This is a genomic window from Mesorhizobium sp. ISC11 (assembly GCF_037162595.1).
In the GTDB taxonomy this organism is placed as follows: domain Bacteria; phylum Pseudomonadota; class Alphaproteobacteria; order Rhizobiales; family Rhizobiaceae; genus Mesorhizobium; species Mesorhizobium ciceri.
In genome coordinates, this window is record NZ_JAVSPW010000001.1 from 2,995,661 (window position 1) to 3,013,409 (window position 17,749).

The 17,749-nt window shown below is 63.5% G+C and carries 20 protein-coding genes; 10 read left to right on the forward strand and 10 right to left on the reverse strand.

What is annotated here, in order from left to right; genetic code table 11:
• Nucleotides 1–85 precede the first annotated feature (85 nt).
• Nucleotides 86–2,206 carry a glycine--tRNA ligase subunit beta gene (gene glyS, locus RPF88_RS14900; RefSeq protein ID WP_063167657.1) on the reverse strand — a complete coding sequence of 707 codons (2,121 nt, stop codon included), beginning with the start codon at nucleotides 2,204–2,206 and terminating at the stop codon, nucleotides 86–88.
• Between the two features lie 226 nt (nucleotides 2,207–2,432).
• On the opposite strand from glyS, the gene RPF88_RS14905 reads away from it, so the two are divergent.
• Entirely contained in the window at nucleotides 2,433–2,609 is a 177-nt protein-coding gene (locus tag RPF88_RS14905; protein WP_164755492.1) for a hypothetical protein, read from the forward strand.
• Between the two features lie 3 nt (nucleotides 2,610–2,612).
• Here RPF88_RS14905 and RPF88_RS14910 read toward each other — a convergent pair whose 3' ends face one another.
• The gene (locus RPF88_RS14910) at nucleotides 2,613–3,533 is read right to left on the reverse strand and encodes a glycine--tRNA ligase subunit alpha (protein WP_174299093.1); all 921 of its coding nucleotides are present in this window, start codon (nucleotides 3,531–3,533) and stop codon (nucleotides 2,613–2,615) included.
• Between the two features lie 218 nt (nucleotides 3,534–3,751).
• On the opposite strand from RPF88_RS14910, the gene RPF88_RS14915 reads away from it, so the two are divergent.
• Nucleotides 3,752–4,213 carry a GNAT family N-acetyltransferase gene (locus tag RPF88_RS14915; protein WP_024502644.1) on the forward strand — a complete coding sequence of 154 codons (462 nt, stop codon included), beginning with the start codon at nucleotides 3,752–3,754 and terminating at the stop codon, nucleotides 4,211–4,213.
• A gap of 82 nt (nucleotides 4,214–4,295) precedes the next feature.
• On the opposite strand, the gene RPF88_RS14920 is transcribed toward RPF88_RS14915, so the two are convergent.
• From RPF88_RS14920 to RPF88_RS14940, 5 genes are all read right to left on the reverse strand, one after another.
• The gene (locus RPF88_RS14920) at nucleotides 4,296–6,071 is read right to left on the reverse strand and encodes a tetratricopeptide repeat protein (RefSeq protein WP_063167656.1); all 1,776 of its coding nucleotides are present in this window, start codon (nucleotides 6,069–6,071) and stop codon (nucleotides 4,296–4,298) included.
• 257 nt (nucleotides 6,072–6,328) lie between these two features.
• Complete coding sequence (locus tag RPF88_RS14925; RefSeq protein ID WP_063167655.1) at nucleotides 6,329–6,772, reverse strand: DUF1284 domain-containing protein; 444 nt, start codon at nucleotides 6,770–6,772, stop codon at nucleotides 6,329–6,331.
• Nucleotides 6,769–7,362: a biotin transporter BioY gene (locus RPF88_RS14930; RefSeq protein WP_063167654.1), complete on the reverse strand. Its 594-nt coding sequence runs from the start codon at nucleotides 7,360–7,362 to the stop codon at nucleotides 6,769–6,771. Before RPF88_RS14930 ends, RPF88_RS14925 begins: the two co-directional genes overlap by 4 nt.
• 107 nt (nucleotides 7,363–7,469) lie before the next feature.
• Entirely contained in the window at nucleotides 7,470–8,138 is a 669-nt protein-coding gene (locus tag RPF88_RS14935) for a GntR family transcriptional regulator (RefSeq protein ID WP_063167653.1), read from the reverse strand.
• A 105-nt stretch (nucleotides 8,139–8,243) separates the two neighbouring features.
• On the reverse strand, nucleotides 8,244–9,260 hold the full coding sequence (locus tag RPF88_RS14940; RefSeq protein WP_013532830.1) for a polyprenyl synthetase family protein: 1,017 nt from the start codon (nucleotides 9,258–9,260) through the stop codon (nucleotides 8,244–8,246).
• A 200-nt stretch (nucleotides 9,261–9,460) separates the two neighbouring features.
• Between RPF88_RS14940 and RPF88_RS14945 the strand changes: the two genes are divergently transcribed.
• The 6 genes from RPF88_RS14945 to moaB all read left to right on the forward strand — a co-directional run bounded on the left by RPF88_RS14945 (nucleotide 9,461) and on the right by moaB (nucleotide 13,158).
• Nucleotides 9,461–9,685: a putative signal transducing protein gene (locus tag RPF88_RS14945; protein ID WP_063167652.1), complete on the forward strand. Its 225-nt coding sequence runs from the start codon at nucleotides 9,461–9,463 to the stop codon at nucleotides 9,683–9,685.
• The gene (locus RPF88_RS14950) at nucleotides 9,685–10,485 is read left to right on the forward strand and encodes a tRNA1(Val) (adenine(37)-N6)-methyltransferase (RefSeq protein ID WP_013532832.1); all 801 of its coding nucleotides are present in this window, start codon (nucleotides 9,685–9,687) and stop codon (nucleotides 10,483–10,485) included. Before RPF88_RS14945 ends, RPF88_RS14950 begins: the two co-directional genes overlap by 1 nt.
• A 79-nt stretch (nucleotides 10,486–10,564) precedes the next feature.
• The gene (locus RPF88_RS14955) at nucleotides 10,565–11,428 is read left to right on the forward strand and encodes a S49 family peptidase (RefSeq protein ID WP_027164178.1); all 864 of its coding nucleotides are present in this window, start codon (nucleotides 10,565–10,567) and stop codon (nucleotides 11,426–11,428) included.
• A gap of 83 nt (nucleotides 11,429–11,511) precedes the next feature.
• Nucleotides 11,512–11,697, forward strand: a complete 186-nt coding sequence (locus RPF88_RS14960; protein WP_027164179.1) for a membrane protein — start codon at nucleotides 11,512–11,514, stop codon at nucleotides 11,695–11,697.
• Between the two features lie 20 nt (nucleotides 11,698–11,717).
• On the forward strand, nucleotides 11,718–12,617 hold the full coding sequence (locus RPF88_RS14965; protein WP_063167651.1) for a 4-(cytidine 5'-diphospho)-2-C-methyl-D-erythritol kinase: 900 nt from the start codon (nucleotides 11,718–11,720) through the stop codon (nucleotides 12,615–12,617).
• Nucleotides 12,604–13,158: a molybdenum cofactor biosynthesis protein B gene (gene moaB, locus RPF88_RS14970; protein ID WP_024502637.1), complete on the forward strand. Its 555-nt coding sequence runs from the start codon at nucleotides 12,604–12,606 to the stop codon at nucleotides 13,156–13,158. The genes RPF88_RS14965 and moaB overlap by 14 nt, the downstream gene beginning before the upstream one ends.
• A gap of 20 nt (nucleotides 13,159–13,178) precedes the next feature.
• Here the strand turns inward: moaB and RPF88_RS14975 are convergent, their stop codons facing one another.
• Nucleotides 13,179–14,153 (reverse strand): hypothetical protein, encoded by a 975-nt coding sequence (locus RPF88_RS14975; RefSeq protein ID WP_063167650.1) that lies wholly within the window; start codon nucleotides 14,151–14,153, stop codon nucleotides 13,179–13,181.
• Nucleotides 14,154–14,296: 143 nt separating this feature from the next.
• Nucleotides 14,297–14,821 carry a glycosyltransferase gene (locus RPF88_RS14980; RefSeq protein WP_063167649.1) on the reverse strand — a complete coding sequence of 175 codons (525 nt, stop codon included), beginning with the start codon at nucleotides 14,819–14,821 and terminating at the stop codon, nucleotides 14,297–14,299.
• A gap of 149 nt (nucleotides 14,822–14,970) precedes the next feature.
• Between RPF88_RS14980 and RPF88_RS14985 the strand changes: the two genes are divergently transcribed.
• Both RPF88_RS14985 and RPF88_RS14990 read left to right on the forward strand, forming a co-directional pair.
• Entirely contained in the window at nucleotides 14,971–16,125 is a 1,155-nt protein-coding gene (locus RPF88_RS14985; protein ID WP_023808673.1) for a PA0069 family radical SAM protein, read from the forward strand.
• 152 nt (nucleotides 16,126–16,277) lie between these two features.
• Nucleotides 16,278–16,979 (forward strand): ribonuclease HII, encoded by a 702-nt coding sequence (locus tag RPF88_RS14990; RefSeq protein ID WP_027164182.1) that lies wholly within the window; start codon nucleotides 16,278–16,280, stop codon nucleotides 16,977–16,979.
• A 275-nt stretch (nucleotides 16,980–17,254) separates the two neighbouring features.
• Here RPF88_RS14990 and RPF88_RS14995 read toward each other — a convergent pair whose 3' ends face one another.
• Entirely contained in the window at nucleotides 17,255–17,746 is a 492-nt protein-coding gene (locus RPF88_RS14995; protein ID WP_013532841.1) for a F0F1 ATP synthase subunit B, read from the reverse strand.
• Nucleotides 17,747–17,749 lie beyond the last annotated feature (3 nt).

Below are 17,749 nucleotides of genomic sequence, written 5' to 3' on the forward strand. Positions count from 1 at the left end.
CATGTCCCTTTTGCCACGGAGAGATCATCGCCATATGACTGTAAGCCGGCTCGAACGGCCGGTAGCAGAGAATATTTTCTTCGCCTTAACCTGCGATCCTGGAGAAATCCGCGACCTGACCGGTGGCCGTGCGGATGCGGGCGAGCAGCGCCAGGCGGTTGGCACGCACCGCCTGATCCTCATCGTTTACAAGAACATGCTCAAAGAATGAATCAACCGGCTCGCGCAACACGCTAAGCGCCAGCAAGGCGCCGGAAAAATCATCGTTTTGAATCGCTTCGCCGGCTTGCTTCTCAGCCTGGTTCACCGCCGCAAACAGCGATTTCTCGGTATCCGCGCGAAACAGCGCCGGCTCAACGGTTTCGGCGACCGCCGTTTTCTTTTTCTCCTCGGCAGCCAGAATGTTGGCCGCGCGCTTAGTGCCGGCGAGCAGGTTCTTGCCGTCCTCGGTGTCGAGGAAGGCGCCGAGCGCCTCGACGCGGCGGACGATCTGCAAGAGGTCGTCGGACTGCGGCGTGATGACGGCATCGATGAGATCGTGCCGGGCGCCCTGATCGCGGAGGTAGACTTTCAGGCGGTCGTGGAAGAAGGACAGAAGGTCAGACGCTTTCCCGACGATGGCTGCCAGCGCCAGTCGAATATCATTCTCGACCAATATTCTAACCACACCCAGCGCCGCTCTACGCAGCGCATAGGGATCCTTCGACCCAGTCGGCTTTTCGTCGATTGCCCAGAAACCGACCAGCGTATCGAGCTTATCGGCAAGCGCCACTGTGATCGAAACCGGATCGCTCGATACGCGATCGGACGGGCCTTGCGGCTTGTAGTGTTCCTCCGCTGCAGCGGCGACCGATGCATGCTCGCCCTGAAGCAGCGCATATTTGCGGCCCATGGCGCCTTGCAGTTCCGGGAACTCGCCGACGACTTCGGTGGTGAGATCTGCCTTGGCCAAGACGGCAGCGCGGCGCGCGAGTGCGGGATCGGCGCCGACGGTCGGAGCCAGTTCTTCCGCCAATCGCTTGATCCGCTCCACCCGTTCGCCCTGCGTGCCGAGCTTGGCGTGGAAAGTCACGCCGAGATGGTCGAGGCGGGCCATGCGCTGGTCGAGAGGCTTCTTGAGATCAAGCCCGAATTTTTCCGCCGATGCCTCGAGCTCAGCCAGGTCAGGCAAATCGCCCTGGTCGGTCGTCCAGAAATAAAGCGCGTCGGACAGACGGGCGCGCACCACCTTGCCGTTGCCGTGGGCGATCTCCTTGCCGCCATCCCTGGCTTCGATGTTGGCGGTTAGAATGAAGCGATTGGAAAGCGCGTCGTCGACACCCTGCGGCCGCGTCACAAAGCACTTCTGGTTGGCGCGGATGGTCAGTCGGATCACTTCGGCTGGAATGGCAAGGAATGCCTCCTCGAACTCGCCCATCAGCACGACCGGCCATTCGACCAGTCCGGACACCTCCTCCAGCAGCCCTTCGTCCTCGACCAGATCGAGCCCGTTGGCGAAGGCGAGATTGCGGGCGTCGGCAAGGATGATCTCCTTGCGGCGGTCGGCATCGAGCACGACCTTGGCCGCTTCCAGTTTGGAAACATAGTCGTCGAAGCGGCGCACCATGATCGCATCAGGCGCATGGAAGCGGTGGCCATAGGTGATGTTGCCGGAGCGGATGCCGTCGATCTCGAAATCGACCACGACCGGCTCCTCTGTCTCCGGGCCGAACGTGCACAGGATCGATTGCAGCGGGCGCACCCAGCGCAATGAACCTGGCTTGGCCGAGGCCGGCCCCCAGCGCATCGATTTCGGCCACGGGAAATTGCGGATGATATCAGGCACCAGGTCCGCGATGATCTGTTCGGCCGCCCTGCCCGGCTTCGAAATGTGGGCGACATAAAAATCGCCCTTCTTCGGATCGGAATGGACATGCGCCTCGGCGATCGAGGAAAGTCCGGCCTTGCGCAGGAAGCCCTGGACCGCCTGTTCGGGCGCCGATGTCGAAGGCCCCTTGATCTCTTCGTTTATATCCTTCGAGCGCGCGGTGAGACCCCTGATGTCGAGGGTCAGCCGCCGCGGCGTCCAGTACTCGCGCGCCGCCTCATAGGTCAGCCCCGCCTCGACCAGGCCGTCAGTCAGCATCTTCCTGAGATCGCCAGCCGCCTTGCGCTGCATGCGGGCGGGAATCTCTTCCGAGCGGAGTTCTAGAAGCAGGTCAGGCATGGATGGGGCTCACGCGGCAAAATGGTCCGGGCGGGGGCATAGCAACTCGGCTGGCCGCTGTCACCCTTTCCGCACGGGGATCGCCGATTTGCGCCCGTTTCCAGAAATTTTGGCCATCCTGTCGGGACGAGACCGCGCCACCCGTCCTTGGATCAAAGATTTCCATGAACCGAACGCAGCGCTGAAGCGACCCACGCTCAGGCAGGGAACATTTGGCTCAACGACCATGAAAACGGCATCCAGACTTCTGCAGATCCTCGCACTCGGCGCCTGCTTCACCGCGCAGGCTCACGGTGCCTTCTCGATGCCGGGCGTTCGACAGGCATTGCGCACAATCGACGGTGCCAGCAGCCAGAACATACTGCCGATCAAAGCTTCCTTCGAGATGATGAAGCGGGCCTGAGACTCAGGCCGCCAGGCCACCCGCCTGCGTCTTCAAAAACGCCTCACCGCAGGCCTTCGCCAGATTGCGCACCCGCAGGATGTAGCTCTGCCGTTCGGTGACCGAAATCACGCCGCGCGCGTCAAGCAGGTTGAAGACATGGCTGGCCTTGATGCACTGATCATAGGCCGGGAAAACCATGCGGTGCATCGGCAGATTGTCGTTCGATGCCGGCGCGCCGGCATCGAGCAGCGCCTTGCATTCGGTCTCGGCGTCCTCGAAGTGGCGCAGAAGCATCGCCGTGTTGGCGTGTTCGAAATTGTGGCGCGAATATTCCTGCTCGGCCTGCAGGAAGACATCGCCATAGGTGACCTTGTCGGCGCCTTCCCGGCCGTTGAAATTGAGGTCGTAGACATTGTCGACGCCCTGCACATACATGGCCAGCCGCTCCAGCCCGTAGGTGAGTTCGCCGGCCACCGGTGCGCATTCGATACCGCAGACCTGCTGGAAATAGGTGAACTGCGAGACTTCCATGCCGTCGCACCAGCATTCCCAGCCGAGACCCCAGGCGCCCAGCGTCGGGCTTTCCCAATCATCCTCGACGAAGCGGATGTCGTGCAGCAGCGGATCGACGCCGATCGCCGCCAGCGAGCCGAGATAGAGTTCCTGCAAGTTGGGCGGGTTCGGCTTCAGGATCACCTGGTACTGGTAATAATGCTGCAGCCGGTTCGGGTTCTCGCCATAACGCCCGTCCTTGGGGCGGCGCGAGGGCTGGACATAGGCAGCGTTCCAGCGTTTCGGGCCGAGCGCGCGCAGCGTCGTTGCCGGATGAAAGGTGCCGGCGCCGACTTCCATGTCGTAGGGTTGCAGGATGACGCAGCCATAGGCCGCCCAATAGTTGTGCAAGGTCAGGATCAGCCCCTGGAACGAGCGGCTGGGATGCATATGGGCGGGGATTTCAATTGTCACGGGTGGCCTCGACAGCACAGGCTAGCTTGCCGGCACGTCCTAGAGACACGGCGGCGAAGCGTCAAGCAAAGCACGACGATGCGGTTGCGCCGACATTATGGACAATGTTGAAAGCTTTGCAGGGGCTGGCCCATTGCCCATCTCTCGGGCCTGCGCTCTGTTCGCCTGTGCAGCAACGACAACAGGTTTCAGCCATGCCCAGCCCGATCGTCATCCGCCCCGTTGCGCGACAGGATTTCGAGCAATGGCTGCCGCTGTGGGACGGCTACAATGCATTTTATGGCCGCTCGGGCGAAACGGCCCTGCCGGGTGAGATTACCCAGATGACATGGTCGCGTTTCTTCGATGCCTATGAGCCGGTCCACGCGCTGGTGGCCGAAAGCGAGGGACGGCTTCTCGGCCTCGTGCATTATCTCTTCCATCGCAGCACCACGGCGATCGCGCCGAATTGCTATCTGCAGGACCTTTTCACCACGCAGGCATCGCGTGGCAAAGGCATCGGACGGGCGCTGATCGAGGGCGTCTACGAGCGTGCCCAGGCGGCCGGCTCAGGCCGGGTATACTGGCTGACGCATGAGACCAATCACACGGCGATGAAGCTTTACGACAAGGTCGCCGAACACTCCGGCTTTGTCGTCTATCGCAAGCTCTTCTGAGGCAGCCAACCGAATACGCGGTTCAAACGAAAACGGGACTTCTGAAAAGAGCCCCGTTTGCGTTGAATTCAAATGGCTGACTTCATCCCTTCGGGGCGGGCACCGGCTCCGGCTTGACCTTCGGGGTCTCCTGCGCCGTGTTGGATTCGATCGGCGGCAGGCCCTTCATCAGCTTCTGCTGCAAGTTGGCCAGCACATCGGGATCCGGCTTCAGGTCGCGAGCCTGGTTCCACTGGAAGGTGGCTTCCAGCTTGCGGCCGACGCGCCAGTAGGCGTCGCCGAGGTGATCGTTGAGAACCGGATCTTCCGGCTTAAGCGACACGGCGCGTTCCATTTCGCGCACCGCGTCATCGAACCTGCCGAGGCGGAAATAGGCCCAACCCAGCGAATCGACGATGTAACCGTCGCTCGGCCTGAGGTCGACGGCCTTTTGAATCATCGCCAGCCCTTCCTTGAGATTCATGTTCATGTCGACCCAGGAATAGCCGAGATAATTCAGCACCTGCGGCTGGTCGGGGAACAGTTCCAGCGCCTTGCGGAAGTTCGGCTCGGCCTTGGGCCATTCCTTCAGGCGCTCATAGGCGATGCCGCGCTGGTAGAAGATGTTCCAGTTGGCTGCGGTCGGCGTCTTCAGCGCCTCGACAGCCTTGTCGTAGAGTGTGGCGGCCGAACGGAAATCCTCCTTCGAGGAATAGACGCCACCGAGCGCCAGATAGGCGCGCATGTCATTGGGATGGGCGTCGACGAAAGCCTTCAGATGAGTGATCGCTTCTTCGTGACGGTCGAGATCGGCAAGGTTGAGGCCGAGCTGCAGGTCCGAAAGCTCCTTCAGCGGCGAACCGGCGGGGATCCGGCGATAGAGCGCGATGGCGCCTTCGCCGTCCTTCAATTGCTCGGACACGGCAGCGAGTTGCACAAGGGCAGCGTCGCTATCAGGCTTCAAAGCAAGCGCATATTGCAGATAGAGGCGCACGAAGGGCTCGCCGCCGCCACGGTTGAGCGCGGTGGCGAGGTCGAGCAGGATTTCGGAGGCGCCATCGGATGGGCCGGCCACCAGGGGCGCAATCTTGTCGCCTTTTGCAATTCGGTCGCGCAAGGCGACGATTTCCAGCTTGCCAGGCGAAAACGCCTCGGCCTGATCGAGCACCGACAGCGCCTTGGTCTTGTCGCCCTTGCGGGCCAGGAACGAGGCGTAGGCCTGGGCGTTGCGCATCCAGGTTTCGGGAGCGGCACCACCGGCGGCGGTATCCTGCATGGTCGCGGCGTAGATCGCCTCGGCCTTTTCGGGCATGCCGGATGCATCAGCGATCAGGGCGCGGTGGAACGACTTGAACAGGCCGAACCAATCCGGCCCCTGCAGCTTGTCGATGGACGCCATCGCATCGGCAGGCTCGCCGGCGCCTTGCTGCGCCCAGCCGGACATCACCCCGGAGATCAGCCGGTCGAGATCGGATTCCAGCGACAGCTTGAGCCAGTACTGCGCCTTGGTGAAATCCTTCTTGTGGAAGGAATCGACGGCGAGCGCCAGCCGAGAGAAACGCTCGATGTCAGGCACTTCCTTGAGCTTGTCGGCATAGACCAGGGATTCGTCGAAGCGCCCTTGCGCGATCAGCGACAGCATCAGGCTCTGCTGCAGGCCGGTGTCGCTCGGGTCGAAGGCCAATGCTTGCTTGTAGTAGGCGATGGCGCTGTCGAGGTCGTTATCGCCTTCGGCGATCCGGGCTGCCAGATAGGCGCCCGAAAACGACGTGATCTTGACCGGTTCGGTGGTTTGCTTGGCATAGGCCGGCAAAGCCGAGATCGCCATGCCTGTCACAATTGCCAGCCTTGTCAGCCAGCGCGCACGTCCTTGCCGCATCGTATCCCTTTCAGCCAGGCGCCATCTCCGCGTCAGCGGGATCGGCGTAGACTCGATCTTTCCAGGCAAAGCATGGCCTTTTTGGGGTCGCGCTTCAATCCGCCTCGAATTCACAATCCGGGCACCCGATTAACAAATCATGGCGACAGGCACCAATTTTCCGCTCTTGGGATTTCGGCCATGGCCCTACGCGGCGCCGAATATATCACAGATTCGACGCTGAGGCTCCGCTTCGACCGCCAAGGCTCGGGCCAATATCAGCCCTTGCCTGGCGAGGCAGACCGTTGCACCAGCGTGTCGCTGTAGCCGCCGGCCGCTATCGTGCTGCACAGTTCGTTCCATTCGCAGCCGCCGCAGGCCTTGCGTACAAGGCCAGCCGAAAACGCCTGCCGCATCCGGCCCAGCATCGCCGTGTCGAGATCAACACAGGTGCCGACCTGGATTGGCCGTGCCAACAATTCTTCCACGTCCTGCGCGGCGAGCCGGTCCCGCTCGACGACGCTCTCGTTGAGGCAGTGCGGTTCCGGCTCGTCGAGCAACGGGGCGCAGACATCGTCTGGGCCGGAAACGAGGAGGACGTCCTCGCCCCGGCTCAGGCGCTCCGCTACGCGATCATAATTGGCGGTGAAGGCGGGGCTGTATCCCTTGCCCACATAGGTGAGCAGGCAAAGGAGGTGATGGGCGCGCAGCCTGATCGTCACGGATTGACCAGCTTGGCCTTGCCGCCGCGAAGCGCCATGAGCGTCGCGGCACCCAGCGCCGACTTGAGCAAGCCGCCGACGATGAACGGCAGGAAGCCGAAGGTAACGGCCTGTTCGGCTCCAATCATGACGGCAAGCCATGCTGTGCCCAGCACAAGGCAGGCAAGGTTGCCAAGCAGCATGGCGACGAAGGCAAGCATCACCCTTTTGCCGTTCCAGCCGCGTTCGGCCAGCCAGCCGACCAGTGCGCCGACAAGCGGGAAGGCGAAGAGATAGCCAGCCGTCGGCCCGACGAAATGCGCCGCACCCGCTGCCCCTCCGGACAGAACGGGAAAGCCGACCGCACCCTCGACCAGCCAGGCGGCGATGGTGAGCGCGCCAAGCCGCCAGCCATAGAGCGCGCCGACCAATGTCACGGCGAAGGTCTGCATCGTCACCGGGACCGGCACCATCGGCACTTCGACGTAGGATGACAGCGCCAGGAACAGGGTGCCGAGCACAACGGCTCCAATCTGCCAGGCAAGAGAACGATCCTGGAGCCGGAGCGGGCTGAACGACGGCTTGCTGGACGAGAATGCGACGTCTGTCATTGGGATTCCTTCGATCGATTTCAAATTATAGATAATTTCTGTTTTCGATCTATTATCGAATCCACACTTCCCTGGAGATTGCAAGCCCTGGCTTTGGCGGAGGCCGTCTAACCTACGATGGCGAAGGCTTCGCGCGTCGTTCCGGAAGCCGTCCTGACCGGCTTGCGGCCAATCCATTGGACGTGCCGCCCCAGTGTGACGGCCGCCGATTCGGTGTTTCCCTGCCGCAAGGCGGCGAGGATCGCGCGATGGTCCTGATCGGTGCGTGTCTCCCACTCCGAGCGCCATGCCGCGAACAGGAAACGGGCGCTTGCCGCGTGCAGATCGTTGATGGTGGCGAGCAGGCGCGGCATGCCACATGGCGACAGGATCAAGCGGTGGAAGGCGCGGTTGGCCTCTTCCCACGACCGGACATCGCGGGACTTGTCGCCAGCCTTGGACGCCTCCTCGGCGAGATCGAGAATGGCCGATGTCAGATGCGGCGCCGCGTGGCGCAGCGCCAGCACTTCAAGGGCGGCGCGCATTTCGGCGACTTCCTTGACCTCGCCCAGGTCGAAAGACGCGACACGCACGCCGCGGCGCGGTTCGCCGATGGCCAGCCCTTGCGCCTCGAGGCGGCGGAAGGCCTCGCGCACCGGAACATGGCTGGTTTGGAATTCCTCGGCGATGTGATCCTGCCGAAGCCTGGCCCCCGGCTCGATCGCACCGGAAATGATGCGGTCCGCCAGAACCTTGCTGATGCGCACCGCGATGGTGTCGTCTGTGCCCTTTGCCATGTTTTATAGATAATTTGCGGCAGGGCGGCTTGTCGAGACGGCGGGACCGAATTCCTAAACTTCCTCTTAGCGCAGGCCAGAGATAGCGTCGCGAAAGTCCAGCCTTTAGTTGACCCGGCTGATGCAGAAATCGATGACGTCGATCAGCGCCGATTTCTGCGGCGTCGCTTCGAGCGGCGCCAGCGCGTCGCGGGCAATCTCGCCGAAATGGCGCGCGCGTCCGATCGTGTCGGCAATGGCGCCGTGGCGGGTCATCAGGCCGGTCGCCTTTTCCAGGCCGGCGTCATCGGCGACATTGTCCTCGATGGCGCGCTTCCAGAAGGTGCGCTCGGCCTTGGTGCCGCGCCGATAGGCGAGAATGACCGGAAGCGTCACCTTGCCCTCGCGGAAATCGTCGCCGACGTTCTTGCCGAGATCCTTGCTGGTGCCGCCATAGTCCAGCGCGTCGTCGATCAGCTGGAAGGCCAGGCCGAGATTCATGCCATAGGAGCGCAGCGCCGCACGATCGTTGCGCGTCGCCTGGGCGATGACCGGGCCGACCTCGGCAGCAGCCGAAAAAAGTGCGGCGGTCTTGGCCTTGATGACGGCGAAATGCTCGTCCTCGGTGGTTTCGAGGTTCTTGGCGGCGGCAAGCTGCATGACCTCGCCCTCGGCGATGATCGAGGCTGCACTCGACAGGATGTCGAGCGCCTCGAGCGAGCCGACATCGACCATCATGCGGAAAGCCTGGCCGAGCAGGAAGTCGCCGACCAGCACGCTTGCCTGGTTGCCCCAGATCATGCGGGCGGTCTTCTTGCCGCGGCGCATGCCGCTCTCGTCGACGACATCGTCGTGCAGAAGCGTCGCGGTGTGCATGAATTCGACGGAGGTGGCGAGCTTGACGTGGCCCTCGCCGGCATAGCCGAACATCTGGGCTGCGGCCAGCGTCAGCATCGGCCGCAGCCGTTTGCCGCCGGACGAGATCAGATGGTTGGCGACCTCCGGGATCATCTCGACGTCGGAGCCGGCCTTGGACAGGATCAATTCATTGACGCGCCCCATATCGGCGGCAGTCAGATCGATCAGATCCTTGATGGAGGCGGGCTCCCGCTTCCCGTTTTCGATGTTGAGAACGACACCCACGACAATCACTCCCGTCTTGGTATAGAGCGTGCGACGGCACCCTTAGTCCCTGTATGGACTCTAGGGCGGCGGACATGGGCACGGCAAGTGGCGAATTGGCGCGGCGGCGGCGACAGAATGTCAACGACCCCAAGGGAACGGCTCTGCCCCGGAATCCCCTGCCCGTTTACATCAATAGCGCAAACTGCGAGTTTCATACGATGATAGAACTAGTCCGCACCAACGATGCCGTGATCATTTCCTTTGTCGAATCGCTGATGCGCGACGCCGGCATTGCCTGCTTTGTCGCCGACCAGAATATGAGCATTCTCGAAGGGTCGATCGGTCTTTTGCAGAAGCGCGTCATGGTCGACGCCGACCAGGCCGACGCGGCACGGCGCATCCTCAGGGATGCCGGCATCGCCAACGAAATCCGCGGAAAATAATGTCCGCCGCGCCCGCCGCCCTTGTCCCGGACACGCCGGCCCATACGGTCGACGCTTTCCATCGCGGCCGGTTCTGGCTGGTGCAGCCCAAGCAAGGCGGTCATCGCGCCGGCATGGATGCGATGATGCTGGCGGCCTCCGTGCCGTCCTCTCTTGCCGGTCGTCTCGCCGATTTCGGTGCCGGTGCCGGGGCCGCCGGCCTGGCGGTGCTGTCGCGCTGCCCGGCCGCTGAGGCGGTGCTTGTCGAACGCGCGCCGGAAATGGCGGCCTTCGCGGCAGCCACCCTTGCCCATCCCGGCAATGCCCATCTGAGCGATCGCGCCTCCGTGCTGGTCGCCGATGTCACCGTATCGGGCCGGGCGCGGGCGGCCGCCGGCCTCGCCGACAATGATTTCGACTTCGTCATCATGAACCCGCCCTTCAACGCTCCCCGGGACCGCGCCTCCCCCGATCGCCTCAGAAAAGAGGCCCATGTCATGGAGGACGGGGTGTTCGAGAGCTGGATCCGCAGTGCGGCGGCGGTGGTCAGGCCGCGCGGCGGGCTTGCCGTGATCGCCCGCCCCGAACAGCTCGGCGCCATTCTCGATGCGATCGCAGGGCGCTTCGGCGATGCCGAAATGCTCGCCGTCCACCCTCGCCCAGACGCCGCGGCAATCCGCATCGTTGTGCGGGCAGCGCTCGGGGCACGGGGAAAGCTTGCCATCCGCCCGCCCCTGATGCTGCACGCGCAATCAGGCAACGGCCCTGACGAGCGCAGCGAAATGATTACCAACGGCCTCGCCTCGCTGTTTGGAGATTGAGCTATTCTGCCTGGCCACATTGCCGTTGGCCGGGAAATCCCTACATGCCTGCAACCTATCGACCGGAGACCGCGCCCTCGTGAAACGCCTTATCAACCGCCTGCTGCCGAAATCCTGGCGCTCCACCGTCGTCACAATTCCGGTCATCCGGCTGCACGGCACCATCATGGCAGGCGGTGGCCAGTTCCGGCCGAGCCTGTCGCTGGCCTCCACCGCTGGCCTCATTGAGAAGGCGTTTTCCTACGACGCCCCGGCAGTCGCCATCTCGATCAATTCGCCCGGCGGCTCGCCGGTGCAGTCGCGGCTGATCTTCAAGCGCATCCGTGACCTGGCCACGGAAAAGAACAGAAAGGTACTGGTCTTCGTCGAAGACGTGGCGGCGTCGGGTGGCTACATGATCGCGGTTGCCGGTGATGAGATCTTCGCCGACCCATCCTCCATCGTCGGGTCGATCGGCGTGGTCTCGGCTTCGTTCGGCTTCCCGGAACTGATGAAGAAGATCGGCATCGAGCGACGCGTCCACACCGCCGGCCAGAACAAGGCGGTGCTCGACCCGTTCAAGCCCGAGAAAAAGGAAGATGTCGAGCGGCTGAAGGCGCTGCAGCTCGAGGTGCACGGCACGTTCATCGACCTCGTCAAGGAGCGGCGCGGCGCGAAACTGAAAGACGACCCGGACCTGTTCACCGGCCTGTTCTGGACCGGCATCAAGGGCCTTGAACTCGGCCTGGTCGATGCGCTCGGCGACATGCGCACGGTGCTCAAGACCCGTTTCGGGGCGAAAACCCAGCTCAGGCTGATCACGACACCGCGCGGTTTCCTCAGCCGCTTCGGCCTGTTTGGCTCAAGCAAGGGCTTTTCAGCGCCCGAGATCGCAGGCGCTGCCGCCAGCGGCCTGATCGATGCGGCGGAAGAGCGCGCATTGTGGTCTCGCTTCGAGCTTTGAAAACCCGGCAAAAGCGTCTAGCATGAGAGCTTAACCGACCCGACCGGCCACCTTCGCCGGCCCAGCGTGGGAGGAGTTTTGGTATGCCGCAGATCATTTTCTTCACCGTCGTTGGCGTCGCCGCCTATTTCGGCTACCGCACCTTCATCCGCGAAGCCGAACGCGTGACCGCCAAGGTGCGGCGTACCGAAAAGCAGACGGCCAACGGCGCGATGGGCACTTTGGTCAAGGATCCGAAGACCGGCGAGTACCGGCTGGCCAAGGACTGAGCACCATTTCGCAGACCATTGTGGACACCGACATCGGGTCGCGTAGCTGGCACGCGCACGCCAAGATCAATCTTGCGCTGCATGTCACCGGCAGGCGCCCTGACGGCTATCATCTGATCGAGAGCCTGGCGGTGTTCACGCGGTTTGGCGACAGGGTCGAAATCGCGCCTGCCGACAGCGATGAATTTACCGTGTCCGGCCGCTACGCCCCGGCGGTTCCTCTCGACGCCAGCAATCTGGTGCCTAGGGCGCGCGATGCCCTGCGACAGGCGGTCGGGCACGAGAGAACACCGCCGGTCGCTATCCGGCTGGAAAAGAACCTGCCGGTCGCCTCCGGCGTCGGCGGCGGTTCGAGCGACGCGGCGACCGTGCTGCGCGGGCTGGTGGAGACATGGGGCCTGGATATAGACGGCGCAGAGCTGGCGCGGATCGGCCTCTCGCTCGGCGCCGATGTGCCGATGTGCCTGGCGGCCAGACCTCTGGTCGCGCGCGGCATCGGAGATGAACTGTCGATGGTGCCGGATTTTTCGGCGCTTGGCCTGGTGCTGGTCAATCCGGGCACCCCGGTCTCGACGGCGGACGTCTTTGCGGCGCTTTCCCGGCGCGACAATGAGGCCTTGCCGCCGCTGCCGCGCAGCATCGATTTTCATAGCCTGCGCAACTGGCTGGAGATCACCCGCAACGACCTCGAGCCCGCCGCGCTGGCGATGCAGCCGGCTATCGGCAGGGCGCTTTCCTGGCTGAACAAGGCCGGATCCGGTTTTTCACGGATGTCCGGGTCCGGCGCCACCTGCTTCGGCCTGTTCGAGACCGGCAATGTCGCCAAGCGCGCCGCCGCCGAAATCCGCGGCCGCCAGCCCGACTGGTTCGTCGCGGCGACGCGCAGCATCGCATCGGAGGTATCTGATGGCCAGAATTGACGAGAGCCGCTCCTTCATTCCCGTGCGCATCGCGGTGCTGACCGTTTCAGATACGCGCAGCCTCGCCGACGACAAATCCGGCCAGACGCTGGCCGACCGCATCACCGAGGCCGGCCATATGCTGGCGGCCCGCGATATCGTCACCGACGATCGGGAAAAAATCCGCGACACGGTTCTGGCGTGGTCGCGGGACAAGAATATCGATGTCGTCATCACCACCGGCGGCACCGGTTTCACCGGCCGTGACGTGACGCCGGACGCGCTGGAGCCGATCTTCGAAAAGCGCATGGATGGCTTTTCGGAAGTGTTCCACCGGATCTCCTACGACAAGATCGGCACCTCGACGATCCAGAGCCGGGCGACCGGCGGCGTCGTCAACGCCACCTTCGTCTTCGTGCTGCCGGGTTCGCCAGGCGCCTGCAAGGACGCGTGGGACGGCATCCTGAAGGCACAGCTCGACTACCGGCATATGCCGTGCAACTTCGTCGAGATCATGCCGCGCCTGGACGAGCATTTGCGGCGCGGCAAATCAGCTCCGTAAAGCCGAGGCAAGCGTCGCTCTCAGCGGATGACCGGCTCGCCATGAAACCGCCGGCGCGACGGCGGCGAGACGCCGAAGCCGACTTCCATCATCAGTCGGGGCGTGCGTGCCGGCACGGTGCCCATATGGAAGCCAAAAGGGTCCTCGACGAAACCGAGACCGGCCTCGCCGGTCAGCGTCACCGGGCTCTGCTCGCCATAGACATCCAGGACCTGTTGCGCGGGGTGGCCAACCAGAAGCGTGAGCTGGTGCTTGAGGCTGCGGCGCTTGTGGCTGCCCCTGACATAGACATGCGGACCGGTGTCGGCGTCGACCGGCTTGAGGTAGAAGAAGAATTTCAGCATGCGCCAATCATCGAGGTCGAAATGATACTTGCCGAGCGAGGCGAGGTTCTTGTCGGCATCCGAAGCGGCACCGGTTAGAAAACTCCACCAGACGCGCGTCGTGATCAGTTTTGCCTGGCCGCCGAGATAGTGCGCGGCAATATCCAGAAGCAGCGGATCGCGCTGGATGGCAAGCGCCGCCGGGCAGTCGAGGATGCGCTCGAAAAAATGCCCGCTGAGCAGCGAGCGGCCAAGGCGTTTCTCGGCCTCGGCATGTTCCCCCGGCATGAATTCGAGACGGCGGTCGAAATTGCCGAAGCAAGGCGTGCGCCCGGCGAAGTCGGCGATCTCTTCATGGATATCAGGCGGCAGGACCAAGCCTGAGAACAGCCCGTCGGAGCGCAACGCATCGACGACCGCTCCCCGTTCGACACCGGCAAACATCGTATCCCCGGCATTGGCGACCGGGCGGGCGCGTTTTGCGCCCAGCCAATGCATGCGGCGTCCAGGCATTGTGCGCGCCAGCACGAACATCGGCAGCCAGGCGGGGTTTTCGCGCAGGTCCTTGAGATAGGTCGGAATGCGCACCGCGATGCGTCGCAACAGACTGCCGTCGCGCGCAATAGCCTCGAGACTGGCCGCGCCGGATGTGTCGGGGGTTGAAAGCTTCATTGGGTCCTCGGCTATGAGAGCACCACCGATGCCGCATCGGTGCTCGCCACTCGGCATGTCCCAAACCCAATTCCCGCTTGAACGGACGCTAACCCCGCGTCAGATTTTGTGCAATGCACAATGGCCTGAGCAGCTGCAAAAAATCATGTCGAGGAGCGGCGTTCCTGCTTGGCGGGCGCCATCCAGATCTCGGCGTCGAGCCGCTTCGTTGCGAGGCCGCGGGCGATGGCCTCAGCACTGCCGGCACTCTTGGCCGCGGCCGCCGCCTGACGCTTGCTGATCAGCAATCCGTCGGCCAGGGCGCGGTTTCCCGAAAAGACCCGTGCCAGGAATGGCGTGCGGCTGGCCCGCGTGCGCGAAAACCGTGCGGCCATGGTCTGCCTGGCCGTATGCGCGACAACCTCATCGATCCAGCCCTCCACCAACCGCGCGCCCGGTTCCAGGAGCAGCAACCAGTCCCCCTTGGCCTGGCGGATGCCGGCAGCGACACCGCCGGTCACGTACTGACAGCCGGCATGCTCGGCCACACGATGCGTCTGGTCGGCGGAGCCTGTGTCGCAGACGATGACTTCACGCACCACGCCTTCGACCGCGCCGCCAATCAGCGAGGCGAGCGTGCGGGCGAGGCCCTCCTCGTCATTGCGGGTTTCGATGAGAACACTGAGCATCCTTAGCCGAATAGCGGAAAGCGCCGCACAGCGCCAGTTTTGCATCGCACCATAGAAAGTTCTTGCTTTGTTCTCATCGATGAAATAGGAATAATTTCATGAACAGAGCGATTCGACACAACACGGACAGTCCCTGGGAGCGGGCGAAAATGGAACAGATCGTGCGCGCCGACATTGCAGCTTTCGGAGCAGGAAGAGCCGAGATGGCCAATGCGATGGTCGAGCAGAGCGGCATGCGTGTCCGCCCGGACCGCAACCGCGGCAGGTCGGCCGGCATCAACCCGTCCGGCCGATTCGAGCCAGTCAGCCGGCACGTGTTCGACGATGGCTGGAATTCGCTGGAAGAACTGCCCCCCTTCAAGACCGAAGTGCAGGTCGAGAAGCCGCGCACCATCATCACCCGCAACGAATCGCCCGACATTTCCTTCGACCGTTCCATCAACCCTTATCGCGGCTGCGAGCATGGCTGCGTCTATTGCTTTGCCCGCCCGACGCACGCGTTCATGGGCCTGTCGCCGGGTCTGGATTTCGAATCGAAGCTGTTCGCCAAACCTGATGCGGCGCGCTTGCTCGACAAGGAGCTTTCGAAGGACAGCTATCAGCCGCGCACCATCGCCATCGGCACCAACACCGACCCCTACCAGCCGATCGAGAAGCAATACCGGATCATGCGCGAAATCCTCGAAGTGCTGGAAGCGCGCGGCCATCCGGTCGGCATCGTGACAAAGTCCGCCCTGGTGACGCGCGATATCGATATCCTGTCGCGCATGGCCGAACGAGGGCTCGCCAAGGTGGCGCTGTCGGTGACGACGCTCGACCGCATGCTGGCGCGCACCATGGAGCCGCGCGCGTCGACGCCGACCAAGCGGCTGGAAGCGATCCGGCAGCTTTCGGATGCCGGCATTCCGGCGTCGGTCATGGTGGCTCCGATCATTCCGGGCCTGACTGATCCGGAGATGGAACGCATCCTCGATTCGGCACGTGCGGCCGGCGCGCGCGAGGCGGGTTATGTGATCCTGCGGCTGCCGCTGGAGGTCAGCCCGATCTTCAAGGACTGGCTGCTGCGCCATTATCCCGACCGTTACCGCCATGTGATGTCGCTTGTCCGCTCCATGCGTGACGGCAAAGACTACGATTCGGAATGGGGCAAGCGCATGAAGGGCGCCGGTCCCTATGCCTGGCAGATCGGCCGGCGCTTCGAGATCACAGCCAAGCGGCTTGGTCTCAATGCCGAACGGCGCACGCTGCGGACCGATCAGTTCGTTGCCGCCGGGAAAGACCAGGTGCAACTGACGCTGCTTTGAAGAGACAATTCGTCGCGATGGATTGATCCGTCGCGCACCAAGAATCCCGTCCGGCCTGCCCCGGCCTGCAGACGGTGCCCTCCCGGTCCGGCGCCCCACCCGACCCGGAGGGACTTGCGGAGAATCGGAGCCGATGCGAACCTCGCCGCAACATGGCTCGCGCGCGTTCTGATTCTCCGCCTCTCTTTGAGATCATCGAGAAGCCCGACTTCTCCTTCGAGACGAAGGCGATGGCGGAGGGCCTGTGGCCGGTCGCCGGGATGGACGAGGCAGGCCGCGGCCCCCTGGCCGGGCCGGTGGTCGCCGCAGCGGTGGTGCTCGATCCCGCCAACATTCCCGACGGCCTCGACGATTCCAAACGCCTCAGCCATTTACAGCGTGAGGCCCTGTTCCTGCGCATTCTCGGCTCCGCACAGGCGGTCTCGATGGCCTCCATCAGCGCCGAGGGCATCGACGGCAGCAACATCCTCAAGGCAAGCCTGGAAGCCATGCGGCGCGCGCTGGTAGGGCTGTCGGTCCGGCCGAAGCTTGCGCTTGCCGATGGACGCGACGTGCCGCCGGGACTGCCTTGTGAAGGGCGCGCGCTGATCAAGGGCGACCAGCGTTCGCAGTCGATCGCCGCCGCCTCGATCGTCGCCAAGGTGATGCGCGACCGCATGATGTGCGGCTGCGGCAACCATCACGACCGCTACGGGTTCGAAGTCCATATGGGCTACGCCACGGTTCGTCATCGCACCGCGATCGAAGCGCATGGCCCGGTGGCGCGGCTGCACCGCGTGTCGTTTGCGCCATTCCGGCTGGGTGGGGCCGAGGTGGACGTGGTGGAAGAAGAGAGCTTCGCCGGGCTGGATTGAGCGACGACGACGACAAGCCAATCTCCCCCCTTGTGGGGGAGATGTCCGGTAGGACAGAGGGGGGCGCTGTCCCGCCGGCCTCTCAATCGATTGCAGTTATGCCCTCAGGCTTGTCCCGATAGACCTTAGGACAACAAAGGTTAGCGTTCCTTCACGCCCCCCTCTGCCCTGCCGGGCATCTCCCCCACGAGGGGGGAGATTGGCAGCTTCAGCGCCGCAACAAAAAAGCCGCCGGGTTGCCCGGGCGGCTTTCGATGACTGGCTAGACGAACCGCCTAATTCAGCTTCGACTTCACGTCCGCGAGCGAAGCCTTGAACAGATCTGCACCGGCCTTGGCGTCGATCTTGCCGGCAAGCAGCGCGCGTGCTGCCTCGACGGCGATGTCGACGGCGCTGGCGCGCACTTCGCTGATGGCATCACGCTCGGCCTGACCGATCTTCTGTTCGGCAAGCGCGGTGCGCCTGACGACATAGTCCTCGGTCTTCTTATGCGCGTCGGCGGCAAGCATGTCGGCTTCGCGCTTGGCGGCAGCGACGATGTCGGCGGCCTCCTGCTCGGCTTCCTTGCGCTTGCGCTGGTACTGGCCGAGCAGCTGCTGGGCCTCCTCGCGCAGCCGGCGCGCTTCGTCCAGTTCATTGCTGATCCTGGCGGCACGGGCGTCGAGCGCCTTGGCGATCATGCCAGGCACCTTGATGTAGACGGCAACGCCGAGGAAGATGATCAGGGCTATCGTGGCCCAGAGCGTCGCGAGAGATGTGTAATCCATGAT